This is a genomic window from Streptomyces sp. NPDC059994 (assembly GCF_042737755.1).
Taxonomy (GTDB): Bacteria; Actinomycetota; Actinomycetes; order Streptomycetales; family Streptomycetaceae; genus Streptomyces.
The window spans coordinates 13,778-40,714 of sequence record NZ_JBHWUR010000068.1 but is presented as its reverse complement, the minus strand read 5'-3'; the positions used below and the strand labels follow the sequence as shown (position 1 = coordinate 40,714).

General features: G+C 73.2%; 24 protein-coding genes. 13 read left to right on the top strand and 11 right to left on the bottom strand.

All coding sequences use genetic code 11. The features are described from left to right. Nucleotides 1–306: 306 nt before the first annotated feature. On the bottom strand, nt 307–1,107 hold the full coding sequence (locus tag ACFWA7_RS27485) for an NERD domain-containing protein (protein WP_385542268.1): 801 nt from the start codon (nt 1,105–1,107) through the stop codon (nt 307–309). Between the two features lie 120 nt (nt 1,108–1,227). Here ACFWA7_RS27485 and ACFWA7_RS27480 point away from each other — a divergent pair, with 120 nt between their 5' ends. The 5 genes from ACFWA7_RS27480 (at nt 1,228) to ACFWA7_RS27460 (ending at nt 4,839) form a co-directional block, all read left to right on the top strand. Next, nucleotides 1,228–1,545, top strand: coding sequence for a zinc-ribbon domain-containing protein (locus ACFWA7_RS27480; RefSeq protein ID WP_385542270.1), 318 nt, complete (start codon nt 1,228–1,230; stop codon nt 1,543–1,545). Nucleotides 1,546–1,624: 79 nt separating this feature from the next. After that, nucleotides 1,625–2,269: a class F sortase gene (locus tag ACFWA7_RS27475; protein ID WP_385825681.1), complete on the top strand. Its 645-nt coding sequence runs from the start codon at nt 1,625–1,627 to the stop codon at nt 2,267–2,269. Nucleotides 2,270–2,319: 50 nt separating this feature from the next. Beyond that, a complete protein-coding gene (locus ACFWA7_RS27470; protein WP_385542274.1) occupies nt 2,320–3,066 on the top strand; it encodes a hypothetical protein in 747 nt (248 codons plus the stop codon). Further along, nucleotides 3,063–4,409, top strand: a complete 1,347-nt coding sequence (locus ACFWA7_RS27465) for an ATP-binding protein (RefSeq protein WP_385825679.1) — start codon at nt 3,063–3,065, stop codon at nt 4,407–4,409. The genes ACFWA7_RS27470 and ACFWA7_RS27465 overlap by 4 nt, the downstream gene beginning before the upstream one ends. Before the next feature lie 127 nt (nt 4,410–4,536). Continuing rightward, complete coding sequence (locus ACFWA7_RS27460) at nt 4,537–4,839, top strand: SH3 domain-containing protein (RefSeq protein WP_385825677.1); 303 nt, start codon at nt 4,537–4,539, stop codon at nt 4,837–4,839. A 9-nt stretch (nt 4,840–4,848) separates the two neighbouring features. Here ACFWA7_RS27460 and ACFWA7_RS27455 read toward each other — a convergent pair whose 3' ends face one another. Beyond that, nucleotides 4,849–5,103, bottom strand: a complete 255-nt coding sequence (locus ACFWA7_RS27455; protein WP_385542280.1) for an SHOCT domain-containing protein — start codon at nt 5,101–5,103, stop codon at nt 4,849–4,851. Between the two features lie 3 nt (nt 5,104–5,106). Continuing rightward, complete coding sequence (locus ACFWA7_RS27450; RefSeq protein WP_385542282.1) at nt 5,107–5,541, bottom strand: DUF6325 family protein; 435 nt, start codon at nt 5,539–5,541, stop codon at nt 5,107–5,109. 123 nt (nt 5,542–5,664) lie between these two features. Between ACFWA7_RS27450 and ACFWA7_RS27445 the strand changes: the two genes are divergently transcribed. Continuing rightward, nucleotides 5,665–7,044 carry an FtsW/RodA/SpoVE family cell cycle protein gene (locus tag ACFWA7_RS27445; RefSeq protein WP_385542283.1) on the top strand — a complete coding sequence of 460 codons (1,380 nt, stop codon included), beginning with the start codon at nt 5,665–5,667 and terminating at the stop codon, nt 7,042–7,044. After that, nucleotides 7,041–8,492, top strand: a complete 1,452-nt coding sequence (locus ACFWA7_RS27440; protein ID WP_385825675.1) for a penicillin-binding transpeptidase domain-containing protein — start codon at nt 7,041–7,043, stop codon at nt 8,490–8,492. Before ACFWA7_RS27445 ends, ACFWA7_RS27440 begins: the two co-directional genes overlap by 4 nt. Nucleotides 8,493–8,516: 24 nt before the next feature. Here the strand turns inward: ACFWA7_RS27440 and ACFWA7_RS27435 are convergent, their stop codons facing one another. Next, nucleotides 8,517–9,623: a ferritin-like domain-containing protein gene (locus ACFWA7_RS27435; RefSeq protein WP_385542287.1), complete on the bottom strand. Its 1,107-nt coding sequence runs from the start codon at nt 9,621–9,623 to the stop codon at nt 8,517–8,519. Between the two features lie 297 nt (nt 9,624–9,920). Between ACFWA7_RS27435 and ACFWA7_RS27430 the strand changes: the two genes are divergently transcribed. The 5 genes from ACFWA7_RS27430 (at nt 9,921) to ACFWA7_RS27410 (ending at nt 15,654) form a co-directional block, all read left to right on the top strand. Then, nucleotides 9,921–10,850, top strand: coding sequence for a diiron oxygenase (locus ACFWA7_RS27430; RefSeq protein ID WP_385542289.1), 930 nt, complete (start codon nt 9,921–9,923; stop codon nt 10,848–10,850). 92 nt (nt 10,851–10,942) lie between these two features. Continuing rightward, on the top strand, nt 10,943–11,668 hold the full coding sequence (locus ACFWA7_RS27425; RefSeq protein ID WP_385825673.1) for a TetR/AcrR family transcriptional regulator: 726 nt from the start codon (nt 10,943–10,945) through the stop codon (nt 11,666–11,668). A gap of 37 nt (nt 11,669–11,705) precedes the next feature. After that, nucleotides 11,706–11,975, top strand: coding sequence for a hypothetical protein (locus tag ACFWA7_RS27420; RefSeq protein ID WP_385542292.1), 270 nt, complete (start codon nt 11,706–11,708; stop codon nt 11,973–11,975). A gap of 72 nt (nt 11,976–12,047) precedes the next feature. Then, nucleotides 12,048–14,354: a PQQ-binding-like beta-propeller repeat protein gene (locus tag ACFWA7_RS27415; protein ID WP_385825671.1), complete on the top strand. Its 2,307-nt coding sequence runs from the start codon at nt 12,048–12,050 to the stop codon at nt 14,352–14,354. Between the two features lie 145 nt (nt 14,355–14,499). Continuing rightward, complete coding sequence (locus tag ACFWA7_RS27410) at nt 14,500–15,654, top strand: NlpC/P60 family protein (RefSeq protein ID WP_385825669.1); 1,155 nt, start codon at nt 14,500–14,502, stop codon at nt 15,652–15,654. Between the two features lie 773 nt (nt 15,655–16,427). Here the strand turns inward: ACFWA7_RS27410 and ACFWA7_RS27405 are convergent. From ACFWA7_RS27405 to ACFWA7_RS27385, 5 genes are read right to left on the bottom strand one after another with little or no spacing between them, the layout of a single operon-like run. After that, the gene (locus ACFWA7_RS27405) at nt 16,428–17,669 is read right to left on the bottom strand and encodes a styrene monooxygenase/indole monooxygenase family protein (RefSeq protein ID WP_385542298.1); all 1,242 of its coding nucleotides are present in this window, start codon (nt 17,667–17,669) and stop codon (nt 16,428–16,430) included. Between the two features lie 58 nt (nt 17,670–17,727). After that, on the bottom strand, nt 17,728–18,354 hold the full coding sequence (locus tag ACFWA7_RS27400; protein ID WP_385825667.1) for an ATP/GTP-binding protein: 627 nt from the start codon (nt 18,352–18,354) through the stop codon (nt 17,728–17,730). Next, complete coding sequence (locus ACFWA7_RS27395; protein ID WP_385542302.1) at nt 18,335–18,733, bottom strand: DUF742 domain-containing protein; 399 nt, start codon at nt 18,731–18,733, stop codon at nt 18,335–18,337. Before ACFWA7_RS27395 ends, ACFWA7_RS27400 begins: the two co-directional genes overlap by 20 nt. Then, on the bottom strand, nt 18,730–19,215 hold the full coding sequence (locus tag ACFWA7_RS27390; RefSeq protein WP_385542304.1) for a roadblock/LC7 domain-containing protein: 486 nt from the start codon (nt 19,213–19,215) through the stop codon (nt 18,730–18,732). Before ACFWA7_RS27390 ends, ACFWA7_RS27395 begins: the two co-directional genes overlap by 4 nt. Continuing rightward, a complete protein-coding gene (locus ACFWA7_RS27385) occupies nt 19,212–21,881 on the bottom strand; it encodes a nitrate- and nitrite sensing domain-containing protein (RefSeq protein WP_385825665.1) in 2,670 nt (889 codons plus the stop codon). Before ACFWA7_RS27385 ends, ACFWA7_RS27390 begins: the two co-directional genes overlap by 4 nt. Before the next feature lie 377 nt (nt 21,882–22,258). Here ACFWA7_RS27385 and ACFWA7_RS27380 point away from each other — a divergent pair, with 377 nt between their 5' ends. Beyond that, nucleotides 22,259–23,044 carry a hypothetical protein gene (locus ACFWA7_RS27380; protein WP_385542308.1) on the top strand — a complete coding sequence of 262 codons (786 nt, stop codon included), beginning with the start codon at nt 22,259–22,261 and terminating at the stop codon, nt 23,042–23,044. A 128-nt stretch (nt 23,045–23,172) separates the two neighbouring features. On the opposite strand, the gene ACFWA7_RS27375 is transcribed toward ACFWA7_RS27380, so the two are convergent. Continuing rightward, entirely contained in the window at nt 23,173–23,643 is a 471-nt protein-coding gene (locus tag ACFWA7_RS27375; RefSeq protein ID WP_385542310.1) for a MarR family winged helix-turn-helix transcriptional regulator, read from the bottom strand. A 111-nt stretch (nt 23,644–23,754) separates the two neighbouring features. Next, complete coding sequence (locus ACFWA7_RS27370) at nt 23,755–26,643, bottom strand: M4 family metallopeptidase (protein ID WP_385825663.1); 2,889 nt, start codon at nt 26,641–26,643, stop codon at nt 23,755–23,757. Nucleotides 26,644–26,937 lie beyond the last annotated feature (294 nt).

The window sequence follows — 26,937 nt, the reverse complement described above, 5'->3', positions numbered from 1 at the left end:
ACCGGCCCGCAGAAGAACGCGGGGCCTGGGGGGCGAAGCCCCCGTGGCGGAGTGCAGGGGCCGCAGGCCCCGCCCGGGGTCCGGGGGCGCAGCCCGGGGTCCAGGGGCTCAGCCCGAGGTCCGGGGGCGCAGGCCCGCCCGGGGTCCGGGGGCTCAGCCCGGGGTCCAGGGGCTCAGGCCCCGCCCGGGGTCCGGGGGCTCAGCCCGGGGTCCAGGGGCTCAGGCCCCGCCCGGGGCCCGGGGGCGCAGACCCCGGCAAACCGCCTCCACCCCCGCCCACCCCCGGAGGGCCCGCGGGGTGGGGCCTCAAACCCTCAGCCACGTGCGGCGGTCCCTCGCCGTCCAGTACAGCCCCTCCACGTCCGCCGGTTTCAGAACCCCACCCAGCCGCGCCAGATCAGGAAGTTCCGCGTCGCGGAGGACCCGTACGTCCCGCACCGGGTCGGCAAGCTCGACCCGGTCGGAGTCCGCCACCACCAACACCCCCCGCACGCCCGCCGCCAGCGCCAGCGACGCCCGCTCCGCGTCCCGCCGGACCCACCGCAGTACCGGCGCAGGCGCGGCCCGGCCGACCCCGACCTGGGGGTCGGCGATCCGCACCCGGTGCCGGTGCGCCGCGAGCGTACGGACCGTGAGCACCCCGGCCGGGCCGATCGCCAGGTGGTCGAGGAGGCCGTCGCCCGGCAGCGGCACCGAGTGCAGGACCCGCCACCCCGCCCCCTCCAGCGCGTCGAGGCCCGCCCCGACCCGCTCCTGCGCCGCGAGCAGGACACGGCGCGGGTCCTCGCGGAAGCGGCGCGCCGGGCCCGCGTGTTCCAGTTCGCCGAGGAGCGCCTCGCCGGGGCGGTTCGGCGCCAGGTCGTCGTCGGGGTGGAGGGAGAGCCGGGCCAGGTCGGCGGAGGTCGGTACGGGCGGCGGGCCGACCGTCACCTCGCCCACCACGAAGGGGGCGAGCGCGGCCAGGACGGCGTCGCGGCACTCCTCCAGGAGCAGGCTGACCCGCCCGCTGTCCCTGTCGTACCAGGCGGCGCTCCTGCCGTCCGGGAGGCTGACGTACAGCCGTGCCCGTCCGTGCCGGTGCACCGGTGTCACCCGCAGTCCCGACATCCCGCATCACCCCCACGCCCATGGGAACAGCACCGGCCGCGCAGGGCAATATCGCGGCTCGTATAGTGCGAGCCGCTACTGCGTGCATACGCGCCGCTTTACCTCGGGAGGGGAAGTCCAATGCTCATTTGGGGCACCAAGGGATATCTGTACCAGCTCGCCATGATGACGCTGGTCTGCGGGAACTGCGGCAATCCGGCCGCTCATGGCCTGCGCAAGTACGTCACGAAGTTCACGCTGTTCTTCATCCCGCTCTTCCCGGTCTCCACCAAGTACCGCACGCAGTGCACCTTCTGCGGCATGGAGCAGCAGATCACCAAGGAAGCGGCCGAGCAGCTGCTCGCGACGGCCGCCGGGCCGCAGCCGGGCCACCAGCCGCAGCCGCAGCCGGGGCAGATGCAGGGACAGGCTCCCGGGCAGAACCCCTACCAGCAGTAACGACGCCGTCGCCGCGGCCATGGAGAGCTGTTACAAGGCCGGGAAAGCTCCGCGACACCGCCCGCCTACCGTGGTGGCCATGACTGCGTCCACACCCTCCCGCCTCCGCCCTCGCCGCACGGCCCGGCTCGCGGCCGCCGCCGCGCTCGCCCTCGCCGTGGGCGGCGGGCTGGCAGCCTGCGGCTCGGGTTCGTCCGGGGCCAAGGCTCCGGACGTCACCGTCCAGAACGCCACCACCACACAGGCCCGCCAGCAGGTGGGCCCGCTGAAGGCGGCCGAGCCGACCCGGGTGGTCATCCCGTCCGCGGGCGTCGACGCGAGCCCGGTGCTGCGTCTGGGCGTGGACGAGAAGCAGGAGCTGGAGGTACCCCCGGTCGACAAGGCGGAGCTGGCGGGCTGGTACACCGGCAGCGTCACGCCCGGCGAGAAGGGCGCGTCCGTGATCGTCGCGCACTACGACACCGCCAAGGGCCCGGCCCTGCTGCGCGATGTGAAGAAGATGCGCGTGGGGGATGTCATCGAGGTCGCGAGGGCGGACGGCTCCACCGCCGTCTTCCGGATCCGCGAGACTCAGCAAGTGGACAAAGCAGACTTCCCTACGAATAAGGTTTACGGAAAGACCGACCGTCCGGAACTCCGCCTCATCACCTGCGGCGGCCCGATCAAGAACGGCCACCGCTCGGCCAACATCATCTTCTACGCCGATCTGGTGAAGGTGAAGTAGCCGGGGGCGGCGCCGCTCCCCGGTGCCGACGTCCGCACGACAGGAGCACCTTGACCCGCCACCGCCGCCCCGCCCGCGCAGCACTCCTGCTGCTCACCGCCGGCGCCGCAGCCCTGCTGCTCTCCGGCTGCGGCAGCGCGGGCAGCCTGGAGGGTGCGGGCGCGACTCCCACGGCGGTCGGCCCGGTCCATCTGTGGCCCGATCTGCCCAAGCCCACGACGACGCCGCTGGACTTCGGCGAGGGCCAGACGGAACGGGTGCCCGGCATCAAGGTGCCCGGCGGCGACGTCCGCACCCTCGACCCGGTCGCGGTCGTCCAGGCCGAGGTGCGGGCCCACCCCGACCAGTACACGGGCGCCGACGGGCTCTACGAGGAAACGGTTCGCCAGCTCAATCAGTGCCGCCAGAAGCCGAAGGGCTGCCCGGTGCTCAAGGCGTACTACCGCGATCTGACCGGCGACGGCAAGGACGAGCTGATCCTCGGCATCAAGATGCCGGAGCAGCAGCTGGCCGTGCGGTGCTACATGCCCGACCGCGGCGCCCTCACCCGGATCATGTCCACCTCGGACCAGCTGATCGGCGTGGAGCTGGCCGGGCGGGACGTCATCCTGCACTCGGTGTCGGCGGGCATCCCGGGGTACGAGTACCGCACGGCCTGGTCGTGGGACGACCACCAGCGCGCGATGCTGCCCACCCGCGACGAGATCATCCGGGTGGAGCCGCAGCACTCCCTCAATCCCCTGCCCCACCCCAAGACCTCCGGCCCGTCGCCGCGCGCCTCCGCGAGCGCACGGTGAGAGGGCCCCGGCTGCCCGCCTGGACGGCGACGCTCACCTGGAAGGCCGCGGTCTTCATCACCGTGATGTGCTGCGCGCTCGCGGCGCTGCTCGGTGTGCTCGTCCATGTCTCGGTGACCCGGCAGACCGTCGGCCAGGCCCGCGACAAGGCGCTGGACAAGCTGGAGGAGGTCTCGCGCGCGTACGAGGCGGGCGAGCCGCTGCCGCCGGGCTCGGGCCTTGACCCGCGGGACCTGCCCGCCTCCCTGCGCGCGCTCGCCGTCTCCGGCAAGCGCGGCACGGTCGTCGCCGACGACCGGGGCCGCCCCACCATGTGGGCGGCGGGCCCGGCCGACGGCCGCGCGATCGCGGTCTCGATCGACTACAGCCAGAGCGCCCGCACCATCACGGGCCTGGACCAGGCGATCCTCGGGTCCTCCATCCTCGCCATCGGCGCCACCCTCCTGGTCGGCGTCTTCGGCGTCACCCGGGTCACCCGGCGGCTGCACCAGACGGCGACGGTGGCCCGCCGGATCGGCGCCGGCGACCTGGACGCCCGGGTCAACGACCCCCGTACGAAGGACCCTTCGCGCCCCCAGGACGAGGTGGCCACGGTCGCCGGGGCGCTCGACACCATGGCCGGGACACTCCAGAACAAGCTGCTGAGCGAGCAGCGCTTCACCGCTGACGTGGCCCACGAGCTGCGCACCCCGCTGACCGGGCTGCACGCGGCCGCCGAACTGCTGCCCGAGGGGCGGCCCGCCGAGCTGGTACGGGACCGGGTGAAGGCGATGCGCTCGCTCACCGAGGACCTCCTGGAGATCTCCCGCCTGGAGGCGGGCAGCGAGCGGGTCGACCTGGACCTGGAGCAACTGGGGCCGCTGGTGGAGCGCGTGGTGCGGACCTCCGGGACGCCCACCGAGCTCATGATCGTCCGCGACGCCTTCGTCGAGACCGACAAGCGCCGTCTGGAGCGGGTCCTGGCCAACCTCCTGGGCAACGCCCACAAGCACGGCGCGCTGCCGGTCGAGCTGCGCGTGAACGGGCCGGTGGTGACGGTGCGGGACCACGGCGCCGGCTATCCCCCGTATCTGCTCGACCACGGCCCCCAGCGCTTCAGGACCGAAGGCGGCAGCAAGGGGCACGGGCTCGGCCTGACCATCGCGGCCGGCCAGGCCTCGGTCCTCGGCGCCCGGCTGAGCTTCGCCAACGCGTCGGACGGCGGCGCGCTGGCGAGGCTGACCCTGCCGGAGTACGTGGACCCCGACGGCGCGCCGGAGGACCCCGGGCACCCGGACGGGCAGGCCGGGACGGGTGGCGGGACTCCGGCGCGTACCCCGTCCGGCGGTCCTCGCACCCCTTAGCGCTTTGCGGGCGGCAAGAAGCGAACCTAACGTGAGCGGGGCGAGCCAAGGGCCGTGGAACGCGGCCCTCCTCTCCCCAGGAGGCACTGTGTCCCCCCGTTCTCCGCTTGCCCTGTTGGGTCTGTGCGTGGCCACCGGGGCGGTCGCCGCCCTCGCGGCGGCCGGCCCCGCGACCGCCGAGGAATCCGTCAACAACGACTACCGGGGCCGGGTGACGGCCAAGTCCGGCCTGCTGCTCCGGGACAAGCCGACCCGCAGCAGCCGCATCATCGGCAAGGCGCCGTACAGGTCGATCGTCCACATCTTCTGCAAGACCCGCGGCGGCAGCGTCAAGGGCAACGACCGCTGGTACCTGCTCACCGACGGCACCTGGGCGTGGGGGGCGGCGTTCTACATCGACAACATCGGCCCGGCGCCCCGCTGGTGCTGAGCCCTCACCTCACAGCCCGAGCAGCTTCGCCTTCGCGGCTGTGAACTCCTCGGGAGTGAGCAACCCCTGCTGGGCGAGGCGCCCCAGCTGGGTCAGCCGGTCCACCAGGGCGGCGTCGCCGGGCCCGGGGGTCCCGGGCGGCGCCCCCGTGGCGGGCGCGGGCTTCGCGGGGCGCGGGCCGCCCACCAGGAGGCCGCGCAGCAACGGGGCGCCGGACGGGCGCACCACGGGTCGTACCGCCGCTCGGGCGGGCCGGATGAACATGGCTCAGCCTTCCTCTCGTACGGCCCGGGCCCGTGCGGCCAGGGCCGCCCTGACCTCCTCCAGGCGCTCCGGCGGGATCCGCACCGACCCGGCGACGTGTCCGCCCGCGGCCCGCACCCCCTTCGCCGCCTCCTCGGCCCACAGGTGCTCGATCAGGACCACCAGCGCGCAACTGCCCAGGTCGAGCAGGTCCGCCGCCTCCTTGACGTCCTCCGGTCCGATCAGCCGCTCGATGCCCTCGCCGACCAGCACCCCGGCGAGCTCCTCGAACGCGTCGAGCTCGGCGGCGAGCACCTCGCCGGCCGCGGTCCTGGTGACCACCAGCGCGTCGACCATCCGTACGGCGCGGGATCTGCGCACCCCCACGAGCGAGTCGACGGCCTGCACCCGAAGCTGCTCCTCGGGGAAGGCGAGGACGATGAACTCCACGGGCCCCATGGCCGTACTCCTCAGTGACGGTCCGTCAGTTTTCCGCCCGCGGTTTCCCGTCCCGGCGTTCCCGCCCCTCGGCACACTATGACATAAGGGACATAGCCGCCCCGGCTTGCTACGTTGCCCGACATGACCGCACCGACGGCCGCGGACGAGCCGCCGCCCGCCCTGCGCCTCCCCAAACGCCGGGGCGTCGAACTGACGCTGCTCGTCTGCGCCGTCCTCGCCTCGGTCTACGGGTACGCGGGCGTCGGCCTCGCCAAGAGCGGCGCCGTCCCGCCCGACGCGGCCCGCTACGGCGCGGGGCTCGGGCTGCTCGCCCTCCTCGCCCATCTCGCGGTCCGCCGGCGCGCCCCGTACGCCGACCCGCTGCTGCTGCCCATCGCGGTGCTGCTCAACGGCCTCGGCCTGGTCCTGATCTACCGCCTCGACCTGGAGACCCCGCACAGCGCGGCCGCCGCCACCCAGCTCGTCTGGTCCACGATCGGCGTCGGGCTCTTCATCGCGGTCGTCCTGATCCTGCGCGACCACCGCTTCCTCCAGCGGTACGCCTACCTCTCGGCCGCCTCCGCCCTGGTCCTGATGGCGGTGCCGATCCCGTTCCCCGCGGTGAACGGCGCCAAGATCTGGATCCGGGCAGGCGGATTCTCCTTCCAGCCGGGCGAGTTCGCCAAGATCCTGTTCGCGGTCTTCTTCGCCGGGTACCTGGCCGCCAACCGCAACGCGCTCGCGTACACCGGCCGCCGCTTCTGGCGGCTCCAGCTGCCCACCGGCCGGGTGCTCGGCCCGATCGTGGCGATCTGGGTGCTCAGCGTCGGCGTCCTGGTCCTGGAGCGCGACCTCGGCACCTCGCTGCTCTTCTTCGGCCTTTTCGTGATCATGCTGTACGTGGCGACGGGCCGCACCGGCTGGATCGCGGTCGGGCTGCTCCTGGCGGCGGTCGGCGCGGCGGCCGTCGGCTCGCTGGAACCGCACGTCCACAGCCGGGTGCAGGACTGGCTCCACCCGTTCGCCTCCATCGACGCGGGCCAGGGCCCCGGCCAGCTCGCCCAGTCGCTCTTCGCCTTCGCGGCGGGCGGCATGTTCGGCACCGGCCTCGGCGCCGGCCACTCCATCCTGATCGGGTTCGCCGCCAAGTCCGACTTCATCCTGGCGACTGCGGGCGAGGAGCTGGGCCTGGCGGGGCTGACGGCCGTCTTCCTGCTGTACGCGCTGCTCGTCGCCCGGGGTTACCGCGCGGCCCTGACACTGAGCGACGCGTTCGGGCGGCTGCTCGCCGTCGGGCTCGCCTCGATCCTCGCCCTCCAGGTGTTCGTGATCGCGGGCGGCGTGACGGGGCTGATCCCGCTCACCGGCATGGCGATGCCGTTCCTGGCCCAGGGCGGTTCCTCGGTGGTCACCAACTGGGTGATCGTGGCGCTCCTCATCCGGGTCAGCGACAGCGCGCGCACCCCGCGCCCGGCCGTGGAGACCGGCACGATCACCCCCGTCCGGACGGGAAGCCGATGATCCGTTACATCCGGCGGGCCGCCGCCTGCTGTCTGGTCCTGCTGGTGGCGCTGCTGGTCAACGCGGCCCGCGTCCAGGTCTTCCAGGCCGACGCGCTCGACGGCAACCCCGCCAACCGCCGTACCACGCTGGCCCGTTACGGCCAGCCGCGCGGCGACATCCTGGTGGACGGCCACGCGGTCACCGACTCCAAGGACACCGGGCAGCCGCTGCGGTACGAGCGCACGTACACCGACGGGCCGCTCTACGCGCCCATCACCGGATACGCCTCGCAGGTGTACGGCACGACGCTCGTCGAGGCCGCCGAGGACCCGGTGCTCTCCGGCACCTCCCCGCTGCTCACCCCGCTGTGGGGCGGCCTCACCCGCAAACGGCAGCCCGGCGGCGACGCCGTCACCACCATCAAGGCTGCCATGCAGCGGGCCGCCTACCGGGGGCTGGCGGGAAAGCGGGGCGCGGTCGCCGCCGTGGAGCCGGCCACCGGCAGGATCCTCGCGCTGGTCAGCAGCCCGTCGTACGACCCGGGGAAGCTGTCGGGCACCGGGCGGGCGGTCAAGGGCGCCTGGTCCGCGCTGAACGCCGACCCCGACCAGCCGATGCTCGACCGGGCGATCCGGCAGACCTATCCGCCGGGCTCCGCCTTCAAGATCGTGACGGCTGCGGCCGCGCTCGACGCGGGCGCGGTGACCGATGTCAACGCGCCGACCACCACGCCCGACCCCTACGTCCTGCCCGGCACCAGCACCACGCTGCCCAACGAGGCGGACGGCTGCGGCAAGGCCTCGCTCGCGTACGCCGTGGTCGTCTCCTGCAACACGGTGATGGCGCACCTGGGGGTGAAGGTGGGGTTGCCCGGGATGCTGGAGGCGGTGGGCCGCTTCGGCTTCAACGACACGAGGCTGCGGATCCCGTCCGGGGTGGCCAAGTCCAACTTCGACAAGAAGATGGGCCCGGACCAGCTGGCGCTCTCCTCCATCGGCCAGTTCGACACCACGGCGACGCCCCTGCAGATGGCGATGGTCGCGGCGGCGGTGGCCAACGGCGGGGAGCTCAAGTACCCGTACCTGGTGGAGCGGACGACCACCGCGCGCGGCACGACGGTCGCCCAGAACGGCCCCCGCACCTACCGCCAGGCGATGAACCCGGCCACCGCGTCGCAGCTCCAGCAGCTGATGGTGGACGTGGTGGAGAAGGGCACGGGCAGCAACGCGGCGATCCCCGGGGCGAAGGTGGGCGGCAAGACCGGCACCGCGCAGAACGGCGTGGGCAACCGGGGCCACCCGTACGCCTGGTTCATCTCCTGGGCCCAGGCCGCCGACGCGGGCCAGCCGGCGGTGGCCGTGGCGGTGGTCGTCGAGGACGCGGAGGCCAACCGCGCGGACATCAGCGGCGGCGGCGACGCGGCCCCCATCGCCAAGGCGGTGATGGAGGCGGCGCTGGCCGGATGAGCGCCGCCTCCGAGGACGTCGCGGTCAGCCCGTCGCGCCCTCCGTGATCGCGTCCGCCACCTCCGCGACCCGCGCCGTCTCCTCCCGGGCGAACCGCTCACGGTCCAGCTGCTCCGCGATCTCCTCGTCCTCGGCCATCAGCAGGTCGAGGTCGGAGTCGCCGAGTTCCAGGACGCCCATGTCCACGTACGCCTGCTGGAGGCGCTTGCCCCACAGGCCGATGTCCTTGACGCAGGGGACGATGCGGCTGAACAGCAGCTTGCGGAACAGGTGCAGGAACTCGTTCTGCTCCGAGAACTCCTCGGCCTCCGCCTTGGGGATGCCGAAGTTCTCCAGCACCTCGATCCCGCGCAGCCGGTCGCGCATCAAGTAGCAGCCCTCGATGACGAATTCCTCGCGCTCGCGCAGCTCCGCGTCGCTGAGCTGCTTGTAGTAGTCGCGCAGGGCCATCCGCCCGAACGCCACGTGCCGGGCCTCGTCCTGCATCACATACGCCAGGATCTGCTTGGGCAGCGGCTTGTCGGTGGTGTCGCGGAGCATGCCGAACGCGGCGAGCGCGAGGCCCTCGATGAGGACCTGCATGCCGAGGTAGGGCATGTCCCAGCGCGAGTCGCGCAGGGTGTCGCCGAGCAGCCCCTGGAGGCTGTCGTTGACCGGGTAGAGCATCCCGATCTTCTCGTGCAGGAACCGGCCGTAGACCTCGGCGTGCCGGGCCTCGTCCATGGTCTGGGTGGCGGAGTAGAACTTGGCGTCGAGGTCCGGCACCGACTCCACGATCCGCGCCGCGCACACCATCGCGCCCTGCTCGCCGTGGAGGAACTGGCTGAACTGCCAGGAGGTGTAGTGCCGGCGCAGCTCGCCCTTGTCCTTGTCGGTCAGCTTGGACCAGTAGCGCGTGCCGTAGAGGGTCATCGCCTCGTCGGGCGTCCCGAGCGGGTCGTACGGGTCGACCTCGATGCCCCAGTCGATCCGTTTGGCGCCGTCCCACTGCTTGTCCTTGCCCTTCTGGTACAGGGCGAGAAGGCGCTCGCGTCCGTCGTCGTAGTCCCAGCTGAAGCGGGCCGCTCCCGAGGCCGGGACCTCCCAGAGGGGGTCTTGTGGGCCGTTCACATACAGGTCGTGCGTCGACACGTGCGGCTCCTTCGCCTCGCGGAACTGCCTGATTCGCCTCGCTGGACTTCCTGACCGACTTCCCGACCGACTTCCTGACCGGCTTCCCGACCGGCTTCCCGACCGGCTTCCCGACCGGCTTCCCGACCGGCTTCCTGACCGGCCGTTACACGCTGCTTCATTGGCAGGCTCACACGTTGGTAGACGCCGGGTCAACAAGTCGGGCCCAAGGGATTGACGAGCTTGCTGACAGGCAGTCTCATAAGAGTTGACCGCCGGTAACCCCCTTCGAGGCCGACTCACCGAGGTGCCCCAGCCATGACGACCGAGACGACAAGCGAAGTGCTCCGCGACGCCCTCGGACTGCTCCGGGACCGCGAGGAAGTCGCCGAGCGGCTCCTCGCGTCGTCCGCCAAGCACTCCTTCGACCCCGACAAGGAACTGGACTGGGATGCGCCGTTCGAGGACGGCAAGTGGTTCTGGCCCCCGGAGCTGCTCTCCCTCTACGACACCCCGATGTGGCGCAGGATGTCCGAGGACCAGCGCTTCGAGCTGGCCCGCCACGAGGCCGCCTCGCTCGGCTCGCTCGGCATCTGGTTCGAGATCATCCTGATACAGCTGCTCGTACGGCACATCTACGACAAGCCGGTGACCAGCAACCACGTCCGCTACGCGCTCACCGAGATCGCCGACGAGTGCCGCCACTCGATGATGTTCGCCCGGGTGATCAAGCAGGGCGGGGCGCCGGCCTACCCGGTCCCCCGGCTCTACCACAACCTCGCGCGCGTCCTGAAGACCGTCTCCACCACCCCCGGATCCTTCGCGGCCACCCTGCTCGGCGAGGAGATCCTCGACTGGATGCAGCGGCTGACCTTCCCCGACGAGCGGGTGCAGACCCTGATGCGCGGCGTCACCCGCATCCACGTGGTCGAGGAGGCCCGCCATGTCCGTTACGCCCGCGAGGAGTTGCGGCGCCAGATGGTCACCGCGCCCGCCTGGGAGCGGGAGCTGACCCGGGTCAGCTGCGGCCAGGCGGCCCGTGTCTTCTCCACCTGCTTCGTCAACCCCCAGGTGTACGAGAACGTCGGCCTGGACCGCCGGGAGGCCGTCGCCCAGGTGAAGGCCAGCGGCCACCGGCGCGAGGTCATGCAGAACGGCGCCAAGCGGCTCACCGACTTCCTCGACGACATAGGCGTGCTGCGCGGCGTCGGCCGCCGGCTGTGGCAGAGCTCGGGGCTGCTGGCCTGACCGCCGCGCGTACCTTCACCGTGCCCTTCACTCCCGGCCAACCGCACGCGAGCACCGGCCTGAAGCGCCGACCCGGGGATTACGCTGCCCGTATGACCTCACCGGCCGCCACCCCCGCGTACCGAAGGCTCAGCGTCGAGGAGCGCCGCACCCAGCTCCTCGGCGCCGCGCTGTCGCTCTTCGCGCACCGGGCGCCGGAGGACGTCTCGCTCGACGACGTCGCCGAGGCGGCCGGGGTCTCCCGCCCGCTGGTCTACCGCTACTTCCCCGGCGGCAAGCAGCAGCTGTACGAGGCGGCGCTGCGCTCGGCCGCCGACGAGCTCGAACTCTGCTTCGCCCAGGCCCAGAGCGGCCCGCTCACCCAGCGCCTGACCCACGCCCTGGACCGCTACCTCGCCTTCGTGGACGAGCACGACGCCGGGTTCTCCGCCCTGCTCCAGGGCGGCAGCGTCGCCGAGACCTCCCGGACGACCGCGATAGTCGACGAGGTACGCCGGGCAGCCGCCGAGCAGATCCTCCTCCACCTGGGGGTGGAGCATCCGGGTGCACGGCTGCGGATGATGGTGCGCACCTGGATCGCGGCGGTCGAGGCCGCCTCCCTGATCTGGCTCGACGAGGAGAAGCAGCCGCCGCTGCCGGAGCTGCGCGACTGGCTGGTCGACCACCTGGTGGCCCTGCTCACCGCGACCGCCGCCACCGACCCGCAGGCGGCCACCGTGGTCCGGGCCGCACTGGCCCTGGAGTCGGCCGAAGGCCCGGCCGGACTCCTCGCCCGCCGGGTGGTCCCGGTCCTCTCCGAAGCCACCCACCTGCTGTGACGCGCGCGGCGCGGACCGCCGGTGTGACACTTGAGGCGTGCAGAGCGAGAACACCCTCTTTGTGGGCGGGCCCCTCGACGGGCGCGTCCTGCCCGTACTGATCGGCCCCACCGGCAAGCCGCCCCAGTGGTACGAGGTCCCGGTGCCGGACGCCGACGGCGGCCCGCCGGCCGTCCACGCGTACCGCCTCGAACCCGCCGGGCACAGCAAGCGGCTAGGGCTGCCGCGCGGCTGGAAGTACACCTACGCCCCCGAGGGACGCGAGCCGCGCCGCTGGCCCTGGAGCAAGCCGAAGCCCCGGGCATAGGTGCGCGCTCACGGTGTCCGTGGGGCGCGATAGGCTCGCTGGTCCACGCCGTGCCGCAGGGGGAGTTGAACCATGGAGGCGCTGACCGCCGAGGAACCGCGCGAGCTCGGTCCGTACCGGATGCGGGCCAGGCTGCGCGAGACCGGCACCGCCCGGGTCTATCTCGCCCACGGGGCGGACGGGCGCGGGGTCTCCGTCACCGCCGCCCGCCCCGACCTGGCCGCGCTGCCCGCCTTCCGCAGCCGCTTCCGCGCCGAGGCGCAGGCGGCCGAGCGGCTCGCCGGGCCCTGGGTGCCGCCGGTGCTCGCCACCGGCCCCGAGGAGTGGCTGCCGTGGCTCGCCACCCCGTTCACGGCCGCGCTCACCCTCGCCGAGGCGGTGGCACTGGCCGGACCGCTGCCCGAGCGAGCCGTGCGCACCCTGGGCGCGGCCCTCGCCGCCACCCTGGAGCGGGCGCACGCGGTGACCGGCGAGGCCTTCCAGGGCCTGGGCCCCGATGTCGTGCTGCTCACCGCCGACGGACCGCTGGTCACCGCCTTCGGCGTGCTCGGCGGCGCCAGCGCGGCGAGCGCCGGGGAAGGCGGCCGGCTCGGTGTGACCGTCGGCTATCTGACGCCGGAACAGGTCGCCGGGGAGCAGCCCGGACCCGCCGCCGACGTCTTCATGCTGGGCATGCTCCTCGCCTACGCGGCCGGCGGCGCGGGCCCGTTCGACTCCGGCCCGGCCGACGCGGCCGCCCACCGCATCGCGCACTCCGTCCCGGACCTCACCCCGGTCCCGGCCGCCCTGCGCCCCCTGCTCGGCCGCTGTCTGGCCAAGGCGCCCGGGACGCGCCCGGCCCCGGCCGAGGTGGCCGCCGAGCTGCTCCCCGGCGGGGCGGCCCCGGCGCCCGGCGCGGGGTGGCTGCCGCCGCGCGTGACGGCCGCGATCGCCGAACGGGCCGCGCAGGCCCAGGAGTTGCCGGGCGCGGTGGTGGCGGACCGAGTGCCGGAGCCCGCCGCTCCGCTGCCGCTGCCCGCGCCGGGGCTCAACGGGCACCCGGCCGCCACCGCTCCCCCGCAGCCCGCCTGGCCGTCGCCGCAGCCCCCGCCCGTACGACCGGAGCGGGCCCCGGACACGGCCCGGCCCGCCGCCGCCAAGGCCCTCTCCCGGCTCGCCGCCGACCGGCGGGCGCTGCTGACCGCCGGGCTCGCGGCGCTGGCCGGGCTCGCGGTCGGCACGGCCGGTGTGCTGGCGTTCGACGGGGACGACGGGGACGGCAGGGCCCCCGCCGCCGACAGCAAGCCCGCCGCCCGCCCGCAGCCGGTGCCCGGCACGCCCCCGGCCGCCCGCTGGGGGTACGCGGTGCCCGGCGGCAAGCTCCTCGGCACCCCGCTCGTACAGGGCGCGGTCCTGGTCGTGCCCGGCGCCACGCTCACCGGTGTCGACCTGCGCACCGGCAAGCAGCTGTGGACCCGTCCCGAGCTGGCCGGTCTCGCCCAGCTCCAGCCGGCGGGCCCGGACGCGGCGGTGGCGTTCGGCGTCGGCCCCACCGACTTCACCTGGTTCGCGGTGGCGGACGGCGCGATCCGCCAGAAGGTGGCGTACGCACAGCTCGCACCGGGCATGGGCACCCCCCAGGTGCGCGCGCACGACGGCACGACGGTGTGGTTCACGGCCACGGCCGGCAAGGACACGGCGCTGTACGCGTACGACATCGCGACCCGCACCACACTGTGGCGCCGCCCGCTCGGCCGGGGCGAGACGTTCGAGTGGGCGACCGTCGTAGGCGGCCGACTGATCGCGCGGCGCCCCGCGCCCAGCCCGCCGAAGGGCGCCAAGCAGGTGCTCGCGCAGTTCTTCGCGGTCGACCCGAAGACGGGCAAGGACCTGTGGGCGCGGTCGTACGGGGCGGTGCTGCCCACCGACGGGGCGGTGCTTTCGCCCGACGGCACGCTGCTCACCACGGCCGGCGGCGGCCTCCAGGCGTTCGACCTGGAGACGACGAAGCTGCGCTGGCAGCGGGGCAAGGGCGCGGGGACATACGGAACCCCCTTGGTGAGCAAGGGAGTTGTGTACGCCCCCGACACGACCACCAAGGTGGCTGCGGTCACCTCGGCGGACGGCCGGGAGATGTGGGTCGGCTCGACGGACCTGGCGCCGCCCGCCCCGGTGGAGACCCGCACGGTGGCGAGCGCGTCCGGCCGTACGGTCCTGGCGCTCGACCCGATCCAGGTGACGGCGCTGGACGCGGCGAGCGGCGAGCGGCTGTGGAAGTTCCAGGACGCGGGCAGCAAGGAGCAGTCGGCGGACCGGGGCACCTACCGGGCGGTGGCGGCGGGCACGGACACGGCGGTGGTGTGGCACGGGGCAACGCTGTACGCGCTGCCGGTGCGGTAGTTCGACTCCCCGTACGCACAGGGCGGGCGCTGGGGCAAGCGCCCGCACCGGAGTACGGCCGTACGGGCGACGGATTCGCACCATTCACCCGGCTCGGCGGGCGGCGGCCTGATCACCGTGCCACCATCCGACCGGAGGTGAGCACATGTCAGACAGATCTCTGCGTACGGTGTGCACGGCGGCGGCCGTCGCGGCGGCCCTCGTCTCGGCCGTCCCCACGGCGCAGGCCGCACCCACTCCGCCGACGAGTTCGGTGAGCGGTCTGCTGACGCAGATGCAGACGCTGTACCGGCAGGCCGAGGAGGCGTCCGAGGCGTACAACGCCGCCGAGGAACAGCTGAAGCGGCGCAAGGCGGAAGAGAAAAGGATCGCGGCCGGGCTGACGAAGGCGCGGGTCGCACTGGCGGAGAGCCGGGAGGCGGCGGGCCGGCTGGCCCGGGAGCAGTACCAGGGCCGTTCGGAACTCTCCACGTACATGCAGCTGCTGCTGGCCAGGGACCCGCAGGGGGCACTCGACCAGGGGCACCTCATGCGGCGGGCGACGGACGAGCGCCAGGCGTCGGTCGCGCGGCTCGCGCGGACGGAGAAGCAGGCGGACGGTCTCGCGCGGGCGGCGCGCAAGGCGCTGGACGAACAGACCCTGCTGGCCGCGCGCCAGCGGCGGGCGCGGGACGAGGTATGGAACCGGCTCAAGGACGTGGAGGGCCTGCTGGCGTCGCTGAGCGAGGAGCAACTCGTCGAGCTGGCCCGCCTGGAGCGGGACGGCATGGCGAAGGCCCAGCGGGATCTGCTGGCCACGGGGGCGCTGAGCGGGGCGCGGGCGCCTTCGGAGGAGGGCGAGCAGGCGCTGCGATACGCGGTCGGACAGCTCGGCAAGCCGTACGTCTGGGGGGCGGAGGGGCCCAGGTCTTACGACTGCTCCGGCTTGACCTCGCAGGCGTGGGCGCATGCGGGGCGGGCGATTCCGCGCACGAGCCAGGAGCAGTGGGCGTCGCTGCCGCGCGTCCCGCTCCGGTCGCTGCGGCCCGGGGACCTGGTGGTGTACTACCCCAAGGCGACGCACGTGGCCATGTACCTGGGCGACGGCCTGGTGGTCCAGGCCCCGCGCCCCGGCACCCGGGTCAAGATCTCCCCGATCGCGTCGAATCCTCTCCTGGGAGCGGTCCGGCCCGATCCGGGGGCGCGGGCGCTGCGGTCCTATCGGCCGCCGAAGTTGCCCGTGGGGGCGGCGGGGGTGGGGGCGGATGCGGGGGCGGACTCGGACGAGGGCTACGGGTCGGATGCCCCTCCGGGGGATTAGCCCCACCCCGCCCCTTCACCTGGACCCTCCGGGGGTGGGGGTGGGTTGAGGTGGGTTCTCCGGGGGCTACGCCCCCGGCCCCCCAGCGCGGGACCTGCGGCCCCTGCACCCCGCTCACGGGGGCTCCGCCCCCAATACCCCGCCGGGGCTGCGGCCCCAGGACCCCGCTCACGGGGGCTCCGCCCCCGATACCCCGCTGGGGCTGCGCCCCCGCCCCCGCTTCGGGGCTCCGCCCCGGACCCGGCACGGGGGTGGGTGGGTTAACGGGGCTGCGTGCCCCCCGTCCCCGCTACGGGGCTGCGCCCCCCGGACCCCGCTCCTCAAACGCCGGAGGGGCTGAATTGGCAGGCCCTGCTCCCAGCGCGCGGGAGGAGCTGAATGTGCGGGCCCCGCTCCTTGCACACCGGCGGGGCTGAATGTGCCGCGCCCCGCTCCCCGCACGCCGGAGGAGCTGAATGTGCCGCGCCCCGCTCCCCGCACGCCGGAGGAGCTGGATGTACGGGCCCCGCCCCGCACGCCGGAGGGACTGAATGTGGCCGCGCCCCCTTCTGCCTTCAGGGGCGCGGGGAACTGCGCGACCAGCCCCCACCCGCCCGCAGAAAAACGCGGGGTCCGGGGGCGCAGCCCCGCCCGGAGATCGGGCGAGCTGCCCCGCCCGGGGTCCGGGGGCGCAGCCCCCGGGAAACCCGCCTCAGCCCACCACCCGGGCCACGCGGCGGAGCCGCAAATGTCACAGCGGGAAGGGGCGGGGTGGGGGCTGTCGCCCCCCGGCGTCACGCCGCCCGCGCCGCCACCTCCGCCAAATACGCCCCCGCCTTCTCCTCCTCGAAGAAGAAGTTCTCGAAGTCCGACGGGTCGTCGAAACCGTTCGCGAAGCGGTCCGCGACCGGCTGGAGTTCGGTTGCCGCGCCGATCAGGTTGAGGACGTGCTCCGGCGGCACCCCCAGCATCGCGTTCGTCCACTTCACCACGTGCCGCGCCGTCTCCCAGTACCGGTCGAAGGTCGCACGCATCCACTCCTCGTCGAACGCCTCCTCCCCCCGCTCCACGATCGACGTCAGGTACGACGCCGCGCACTTGGCCGCCGAGTTGGAGCCCTGGCCGGTGATGGGGTCGTTGGCGACGACCACGTCCGCCACGCCCAGGACCAGGCCGCCGCCGGGCAGCCGGCCGACCGGGTTGCGGACCGTGGGGGCGTACCGGCCCGCCAGCGTGCCCCCGGCGTCCGTCAGTTCGACCTTCGTCGCCCGCGCGTACTCCCAGGGCGTGAAGCGCTCCATCAGCTCCAGGGTCAGGGACAGGTGCTCGCCCGGGTCCGTCACACCCCGGAACGCGTCCAGCGGGCCGCCGGGGACGCCCTCCCAGAAGAGGATGTCCGCCCGGCCCGACGTCGTGAGCGTCGGCATCACGAAGAGCTCGCCCACCCCGGGCACCAGGTTGCAGCGGACCGCGTCGAAGTCGGGGTGCTCGGGGCGCGGGCCGAGCCCGTGCACGTACGACACCGCAAGCGCCCGCTGCGGCTCCGTGTACGGGGAGCGCGAGGCGTCGCGGCCGAACATCGACACCAGCTCGCCCTTGCCCGCCGACACCAGCACCAGGTCGTACGTCCGCGCGAAGAAGTCCAGGTCCGAGACCGCCGCCCCGTGGATCACCAGCTGGCCGCCGCGCTGGGCGAACGTCTCCATCCAGCCCGCCATCTTGACCCGCTGGTCGACCGACTGCGCGAAGCCGTCCAGGTGACCGACCCAGTCGACGGGGCGCGAGGCGTCGGGGCCTGCCACCGAGACGCCCAGGCCCTCGATGCGCGGGGCCTGGGACTCCCAGAAGTTCAGGCCCAGGTCCCGCTCGTGCTGGAGCGCCGTGTGGAACATGCACTGCGTCGACATGACCCGCCCGGAGCGGATCTCGTCGGCCGTGCGGTTGGACATCAGGGTGACCTCGTACCCCTTCGACTGGAGTCCGAGGGCCAGCTGGAGCCCGGACTGACCGGCCCCGACTATCAGGATTCTCCGCATGCGAGTGTTCTCCGATACGTCAGCAGATACGTGAGTAAACAAACGAGCGAGTGCCGCGCTACTCCGGCAGCTCTTCCAGCGCGTGCGCCACCAGGGAAAGGAGCGACTCGATCACCGTGATCTTGTCGCGCGCGTCCATGATCACCACAGGAATGTGCGGCGGCACCGTCAGCGCCTCCCGGACGTCCTCGGGCTCGAACGACTCGGTGCCCTCGAAGTGGTTGACCGCCACGATGTACGGCAGGCCGCAGCTCTCGAAGTAGTCGAGCGCCGGGAAGCAGTCGGACAGCCGCCGGGTGTCGGCGAGCACCACCGCGCCGATCGCCCCGCGCACGATGTCGTCCCACATGAACCAGAACCGCTGCTGCCCGGGCGTGCCGAACACGTACAGGACGAGGTCGTCGTCGAGCGTGATGCGGCCGAAGTCCATGGCCACCGTCGTGGTGGTCTTCTCCGGGGTCGACGAGAGGTCGTCCGTACCCTCGCTCGCCCGGGTCATCACCGCCTCCGTCTGGAGCGGGGTGATTTCCGAGACGGACGAGACGAACGTCGTCTTGCCCACGCCGAAGCCGCCCGCCACCACCACCTTCGTCGCGATGGGGGCCCTCGTGCGGTCCTGCTGCCAGGGCCGCAGCTCCTCCTCGGCGGCTTCGGGCGCCAGGAGTTCAGAGGCGGCGGAGTCCACTCATGACCCTTTCGAGCAGTGCGCGGTCGGGCCGCCCGGGGCCGTGCCCGGTCCCGTACACGCGGATCCTTCCCTGGTCGGCCAGGTCGCTGAGCAGCACCCGGACGACCCCCAGCGGCATTCTCAGCAGCGCCGAGATCTCCGCGACCGTACGCATCGCCCGGCAGATCTCCACGATCGCCCGCATCTCCGGCATCATCCGCAGCGGCGATCCGCCCAGCGCCTTGCGCTCCTCGGGCGCCTCGATGGCCGCCACGAACGTCTCCACGAGGAGGACGTGGCCGAAGCGGGTGCGGCCTCCCGTGAGCGAGTACGGGCGGACCCGCGCGGGTTTGTGGCCGACGCCTCGTATCGGCAGCTTGGGGGCGGACGAAGTCACTGGACGGCCTCCATCGACTGGCGCAGCTCGCTGCGGAGCTCGGGGGTGAGCACATGTCCGGCGCGGCCGACGAAGAGGGCCATGTGGTACGCGACGACGCTCACATCGCAGTCCGGGGTCGCGTGCACGCCGAGCAGCGAGCCGTCGCTGATCGCCATGACGAAGACGCTGCCCTCCTCCATCGCGACCACGGTCTGCTTGACGCCGCCGCCGTCCATCAGCCGCGCCGCGCCATGGGTGAGGCTGGCGATGCCGGAGACGATGGTGGCGAGGTCCGCGCTGGAGCCGCGCGGCCCCTCGGGGCGGGGCTCCGTACGGGTCTGCCGCTGGTCCGGGTCGGACGAGAGCAGCAGCAGACCGTCCGAGGAGACGACCGCGACCGACCGCAGGCCGGGCACCTCCTCGACCAGGTTCCGCAACAGCCAGTGCAGATTGCGGGCTTCGCTGCTCAGTCCGAACGTGCCGGTGCCGGTCGCAGTCAACTGCGTGCCTCCTCGACTGTCTCCCCCGTCTGTGGCCTCTGTGCCTTCTTCTCTTCGCCGTGCGTTTCGTTCTGTACTTCGCCCGGTGGTTCCTGGATCTCGGTCTCGGCGTGCCTGCGGCCCTCCAGGGCGCCCTGCTGGAACCCGCCGAGCCGCCGCCGGAGCGCGTCGGCGAGGTCCGCGCCGCCCTTGCGCGCGGCGGGGGCGGCGGAGCCCGCCTTGACCACCTTCGGGGTGCGCTTGGGCAGCCCCTTGTCGGTGACGCGCTGTGCGGGGACGGTGGGCCGTGGCTCGGTTTCCGTCGCCTCGACGGCCGTCTCCGGCGTCGGGAGCCGCATCTCGAACGTCGGCTCGTCGACCCGCTCGTGCGTGTCCGCCTCGGCCGGGACGGCAGCCGGGGCGGGGGCAGGGGGCGGGACCGGGGCCTGGGCCTCTGCCTGGGCCTGGGCCTGGGCCTCTGCCTGGGCCGGAATCGAGATCTCCGCCGTGCGCTCCGCCCGCTCGGGCAGCACGTTGGAGTTGGCCTCCGCCAGCGCGCCCGGCAGTGTGAAGCGCGGCGCCTCGCCCTGCACCGGCACCACGTGCGGCGGCTCGGCCGGGAGCGTCTTCGGCAGGATCGGCTCGGGCAGTACGACCACGGCCGCGAGTCCGCCCTGCTTCTGCTCGCGCAGCTCGATCCGCACCCCGTGACGGCGGGCGAGCAGCGCGGCGACGTGCAGCCCCAGCCCCCCGGTCTCGGTGCCGGGCTCCCCGGGCTCGTACGTGGACGGGTCCGCGAGCCGCATGTTGAGCTCGGTGCGGCGGGCCGGGCTCACGCCGATGCCCTCGTCCTCGACCGACAGCATGACCTCGCCGCTCTCCAGCTGCCAGCCGGAGAGCTGGACCTGGGCGTCCGGCGGCGAGAACGAGGTGGCGTTCTCAAGGAGCTCGGCGACCAGGTGGCTGAGGTCGTCGGCGGCGAACCCGGCCACCTGGGCGTGCGGCGGCAGGGCCTGGATGACGACCCGCTCGTACCGCTCGATCTCGCTGACGGCGGCCCGCAGCACATCGACGAGCGGAACCGGGCCGGGGTGGTTGTGGTGGTGCTCGGCGCCCGCGAGGACCAGCAGGTTCTCGCCATGGCGGCGGATGACCGTGGCCATGTGGTCGAGCTTGAAGAGCGTGGCGAGCTGGTCCGGGTCCTGCTCGCGCTCCTCCAGACCCTCGATGATGCCGAGCTGGCGCTCGACCAGGCCGAGGCTGCGAAGGCCGAGGTTGACGAAGGTGTGCTGCACGGTGCCGCGCACCCGCTCCAGCTGCGCCGTCAACTCCCGTACGGAGGCGGCCAGTTCGGTCCGCTCGGCGGCGAGAGCGGTCTGCCCCTCGCGGGCGTCGTCCAGCTCCGCGCCGAGGGCGTCGGCGCGGGCCGCGTGTTCGCGCAGCCGGTCGTGGAGCGCGTTGAGGGACCGTACGGCCTGGGCGAACTCGTCGTTGCGACCGGTGAAGCGGACCGGCTCCTCCGTCTCGGGGGCCGCCGCGAGCCGGGCCGCGCCGCGCCGCAGCACGGCGAGCGGCCGGGTCAGGCTGCGGGCGCCGGCGGAGGAGACGCCGACGGCGAGCAGCAGCAGCGCGCCGACGAGCGCGACCCGGAGTTCGAGTCCGGTCACGTCGTCGTCGCGCAGCGCCTCGAACCGCTTCACCTCGGCCGCGGCGAGCGCCGACTCGGTGCCGCGCATCCGGTCGATCCGCGCGGTGAGCGCGGCGGCGACCTTGTCGGCGCCCGACTTCCGGTCGGAGGCGCTGAGTTGGGGCTGGTCGGTGAGGCGGGCGAGATAGCGCTCGGCGGCGGCCACGTCCGGGCCGGTCACATTGGTGGAGAGCTTCTCGCGCGCGGTGGCGGAGGCCGCCTGGTCGAAGTCGGCGAGCGCGGACTGCTCGCGCACCCGGGTCTGCTGCCCGGCGGCGCTCAGAGCGTCCCGGGTGCGCCCCTCTTCGCCGTCGCCCGCGTCCTTCTGGACGTACCGCCCGGTGATCGGGTCGTAGACCGTGGTGGCGGGCTTCTGCGGCACCGAGAGCGCGGCGACCAGCAGCCCCCGGGTGGCGGAGGCCTGTTCGACGGCGCGGCCGAGGTCGCCCGGGGCGCGGGTGGCCTCGGCGGCGCGCGGGGGCGTCCTGTCGGCCAGCTCGTCGGCGAGGCCGAGCAGCTTGGTGATCACGTCCGAGTACGTGCGGTGCGCCTCCAGGGCCGTGCCCTTGCCGGTGAGGGCGGTGCGGCGCAGGGAGGGGACGGTGGCCAGGTCGCGGCCGAGGGCCGCGGGCGCGGTGGCGCGGATCTCGTCGATGCGGCGGTCGACGCGGGTGGCGCGGTCCTTGAGGGCGGCGTCCTTGCGCGGGTCGCGGCCCCCCGCGATGTACGCGGTGACGTCGTCGCGTTCGTCGGCGAGGGCGTGGGCCAGGGTGACGGCCTGCTGGTTCAGCTCGGCCAGGGTGACCAGGCTCTGGGAGTCGTTGAGGTCCGAGGAGGCGGTGAGCAGCGCGGGGGCGCCCGCGCCCAGGACGGTGAGCGAGACCACGGCGACCGAGGTGACCAGCCGGGTCCGTACGCGCACGGTGCGCGCGGCGCCCGCGGTGTCCGCGGCGCCCTTGACGCTCTCGCCGCCCTTGCCCCGAGGCCGCTTGTTCTGCACCGGTGCTCTCAATCCTGTTTCGTCCACCCATGAAGCCGAGGTGACGACCGGTCATGCGTCTCTTGCGCCGTTGCGACGCGTTCCCACCCCTGCACGGCTTCCGACCATTCCAGTGGTTTTGGGAAGGAGGCATGCAACATCCACTCCGCCACCCGAACGAGTGAACAACACTCGGGAGTTGGGCATCAACTCCCGCGGAATGGCCGCCCCCGCTCGTGCGGGGGGCCGGTTGGAACTTCCGCGCGGCCTTTGGCAGGATGCCCGCGCACAGCTTCCCGGCGGCCCGTCAGGCCCGGCCGGAGCCGCACTCCGACCCAGTGGTCCAGGCCAATTGGCGGCCATGAAGGCCAGGTGGAGGCGTCGTGCAGACTGGCCGTATGCGCATCGAAATCGCCACGGCCCCCGGCGACCCCGCACGCCCCAACGAGGACTGGGCCGCCACCGCGCTGCCCGCCGCCGGACGGGGCGGGGTGCTGGTGTTGCTCGACGGGGTGACCCCACCGCCGGGCAACGGCGACTGTGTGCACGACGTGCCCTGGTTCACCGCGCGGCTCGGCGGCGCTCTGACCGAACTGTCCGGTTCGCGGCGCGAGATACCGCTGACCGAGATCCTCGCCGAGTCCATCAGGCGCACCGCCGATGCCCACCGCTCCACCTGTGACCTTTCTCACCCGCGCACACCTCAGGCGACCGTGGTCGTGGCGCGTTGGGACGAGGAGGCCGTGGAGCATCTGGTGCTCTCCGACTCCGCGCTGCTCCTGGAGTCCCCCGAGGGCGTGGTCCGGGCGGTCCTGGACGACCGGCTCGACCGGGTGCCGCGGTCCGCGCTCGTGTCGGACGAGGTGGCGGACGCGGTGGCCCGTAACCGGGAGGGTGGGTTCTTCACGGCCGCGGCGGATCCGGCCGTGGCCGGCCGTGCGGTGACCGGGCGCACCCCTGCCGGGGACGTGCGGGCGCTGGCCGCGCTCACGGACGGGGCGGCGCGGTGGGTGGAGACCTTTCGCGAGGGCGACTGGGCGAGGTGTCTGGCCGTGGTGGCCAAGACCGGGCCGCAGGGGCTGATCGACCGGGTGCGGGAACTGGAGCGTGCCGATACCGACCGTACGTATCTGGGGCGCAGCAAGACGCACGATGACGCGACCGCGGTGTACGTCGAGCTCTGAGCTCGGCTGCGCGCCGGTGGGGGCTGGTCGCGCCCACGCGGCGGAGCCGCATATGTCACAGCCCCGCGCCCCTGAAAGCAGGGGCCGTGGCGCGGCAGGACTCTCCCCGCGCCCCCGAAGGCGCGCCCCTATACCTGGCCCGGCTCCTGCATGTCCGCTCTCGCGTTCAGCTGGTGAAGGAGCCTCGCCAGTTCCGCGATCTCCCGGCGGTCCCAGTCGGCCAGCTTGGTGACGTACTGGGCGCGGCGGGCGTCGCGGACGCGGCGGAAGCGGGCCAGGCCCTCCTCGGTGAGGCGCACCAGCGAGGCGCGCCCGTCGGCCGGGTCCGGCTCGCGTGCCACCAGGCCCAGGTCCTCCAGGGCGCGCAGCTGGCGGCTCATGGTCGCCTTGCCCACGCCGAAGTACGCGGCGAGCTCGGTGGCCCGCTGCGGGCCGCCCTCCTCCAGGCGCACGAAGAGCCCGTAGGCCGCGGCCTCCAGCTCGGGATGGACCGCGCGGGCCATCTCGCCGGAGGACGCCCGGGCACGCCTCAGGAACACCGCCAGCTCGCGTTCGAGTGCGAGAAACTCCTGGTCCGGACCGTGCACATCAGCTCCCATCCCACGCTGTCCCGACGGGACAGTATTTCCCAGTCCCCTGTGGACAGGGGCCCCCGGCGCCGCGCACCGGGGGCCCTTTGGCTCAATTACGAGTCACGCGGGGAGCGCTTTTCAGCAGGTGCCCGCCGGCCGCTCCCGGGTGACCAGGTCCGTCCAGCCGGTGGTGCCGTCCAGCCAGACGACCTGCCGCCCGCCCGCGGCGGACGGGTACAGCTGTTCGCCGCGGTTGCAGGAGAGGCGCTCCTTACGAGTGCCGTCGGCGCTGAGCTGCCACAGCTTGGGCAGGGTCTCATTGCGGTACTGGGTGTCCGGCAGCAGGGTGTTCACCGTGACCGCGTCGTCCGTCGCCGTCAGGTCGAACGGGATGAGCGCGCCGGGGCCGGACTCGGCGCTGATGTCCGCCGTGCCGGTGCCCTCCAGGGTGGACCGGCGCACCGCCAGCTGACCCTGGTCGGCCAGGTTCTCGTCGACGAGCCAGAACACGTTCTTGCCGGTGATGCCGGTCTGGCCGATCGCCTGCGGCTCACCGAGCTGCTGGGCGAGGTGTGTCTTCCCGGTGGCGATGTCGTACGTCTCGACACCGATCCTGTAGTCGCTCTCGCCCGGGTAGAGCTTGGCGTACGCGATCCTGCCGTTCTTCAGCGAGGGCAGCGCGGTGCCGAGCTCGTACTTGCCGCCGTCCACCCAGGTGGGCTCGCGGTCGCCGGGCTTGAGGAAGCCGACGTGCCGCCCGCCGAACGGGTCGAAGGACTCGAAGACCACGGTGCCGTTCTCGACGTGCAGGTTCTGGACGTTGGTGTACGAGGTGTACAGCGTCCTGATGGGGCCGCCCGCGATCGGCCGGGACAGGATGTCGAGGCTGGACGTACCGAACGCGGCCCAGACCACCGTCTTGCCGTCGGTGGCCGGATACACGTGGAAGCGCCCGTCGTTGGGGCTGATCAGCTTGGGCGTGCCCTTGCCGTCGACCCGCCCGGCGTAGATCGAGTATGCCTCGCTGCCGTCGTCGTTGGACTTGGACGTGGCCCACCAGCCGCCGCCCGCGGCCGTGCCCGTACCGGCGATGTTGAGCTTGCCGAAGAGGCGGTCGGAGTCGACGCCGATGGCGTTCTCCCAGCCGGGCACGATGCCGTGGGCGTTGAACGACCGCTTGACGACGTTCTGCTGCTTCGCGGTCAGGCCCAGGTCCTTGGCGGCCGCGACGACCGCGTTGCGGGCCTCGGTGTAGCCGTCCAGCGGGGTCATGTACGTGGAGAGCGCCTTGTAGACCAGCCGGTCCGCGAGGAAGGGGTTCTTCGGGTCGAGGTCCTGGCGGATGTCCCACAGGGCGCCGGAGAAGATCGTCGAGTTGAGGTGGACGCCGCCGTTGTCGGTGCCGAAGGAGACACCGAGGAAGTCCTTGGCCGTGGTGCGGCCGTCGTTGAGGTCCCGGAAGGCGCACTCGCGCGGTTTGGTGGTGCGGCACAGGTCCTCGCCGATGAGCCCGGCGTCCGGGTCGTCCATCTTCGCGCCGCTCGCGGTGACGTCGATGGCGTTGCCGAAGTAGTCCGCGAGCGCCTCGTTGAGGGCGCCGGACTGGCCCGCGTAGACGAGGTTCGCGGTGTTCTCGACCACGCCGTGCGTCATCTCGTGGCCGACGACGTCGAGGTCGGCGGAGAGCGTCTTGTACTGCTCGTCCCCGGCGCCGTACACCATCTTCTGGCCGTCCCAGAAGGCGTTGACGAACGGGCCGCCCGCGTACGTCACACCGACCAGCGAGTTGATGGTCATGCCGCGCCCGTCCAGGCTGTCGCGGCCGTGCACGTTCTTGTAGTAGTCGTAGACCTGCCCGGCCGCCCAGTGGGCGTCGACCGCGCCGGACTCGGTGGCGTCGCCGCTGTAGTCGGGGGCCGGGTTGGTGAACTCCTTGAGCCCGTCCGGCCAGCGGCCCGAGGCGTCGTTGACGTCGACCGCGCGCGCGTCCCAGGTGTGCAGGGTGTTCTTGCTGGAGCCCGCCATCCGCGCGTAGTCGACGAGGCTGTACTGCTTGGCCGCGCCGTCGAAGTAGATGTCCAGCGGGACCTGGTCGCCGTTGGACCTGACGCCGGTGCCGCTGGTGCCGGGGTTGGTGGTGGCGGCCGGCGCCTGCCGTCCGGCGGCCTTCACGGCGGCCTTCCCGGCCGGGTGCGCGGTTTCGCCCCCGGGCTTCGGCGCGGTGATCGTCTTGATCAGGCTGTACTGGAGCACCGGGAAGCCCGCGTGGGCGTCCACGTACACGTCCTGCAGGACCGGCCTGCCGGTGGCGGTGTCGGTGCCGCGCACGGTGACGCGGTAGGTGAGGATGCCCGCGCCCTTGGGGATGACGACCAGGCCGCCCGCCCGCCCGGTGAGCGCGGCCGCCGCCTTCGTCTTCGCGCCCTCGGAGGGCTGGACGTCCTTCTTGCCGAGGGTGGCGCCGCCGACGCGGGCGGCGACCGAGGAGACGGCCCGGCGCACGGCGACATCCTCGGCGACGGTCGCCTTCGTGGCGGTGGTCAGGCCGGTGAAGTACTTGCCGGAGGTTCCGGTGACGACGCGCTTGCCGTCCTTCTTCTCCATCCGCACCACGTACTGGCCGCCGAGCACCTCGACGCCGTGGTGCTTCTGCTGCAGCCGTACGGTCTCGTCCTCGCCCTGCTTGAGGGTCTGGACGGGGCTGAGGTCGCGGCCGGGGTCGGCTATCCGGTAGCGGCTCTCCTTGGCGGCGAGGTGGCCGCGGGCCGCGTCGGCGGGCGCCGCCTTGGCGTCGGCGCTCTCGTGGAGGCCGTCCACGAGGGCGGGCGTCTCGGTGCCGGTGCCGGGCACGACGTCGGCGGCCGGCGCCTGCGCCGGGGGCGCGGCCTGGGCCGCCGGTACCGCGGTGGCGAGGAGGGCCGCGGCCCCGAGGAGCGCGGCGACGCCCGCGCCCCGGGCCGGTGAGCCGGCCGTCCTGTTCCCCCGGGTGCCGTCTGCTCCGGCTCTGCCTGCTCTGGGCTTGTGCAAGGTCTTTCCTCCACGGGCCGATGCGGATGCCTCCCGCGCACGGCGTCGGCCGCGCGGGGAGGCCGGTGGCGCCGGTGGGCGCCGACTGGTCATGGCCATGCAAGCCTGTGGGGCCTGAACTCCTCAATGGGGCATGTGAGTTGAGATGAGGACTTTGGCGCGAATGCGATCGGGGCGACCGGACGGGAAGGCGGGCAGCACGGGAAGACGGGCTGATTGTCCGTCAACTGCCCACGGCTGAAAGTTACTTGCAGGCACTCGCGGTCGGCGCAGCTCGCACCCGCTTGAGCCGTC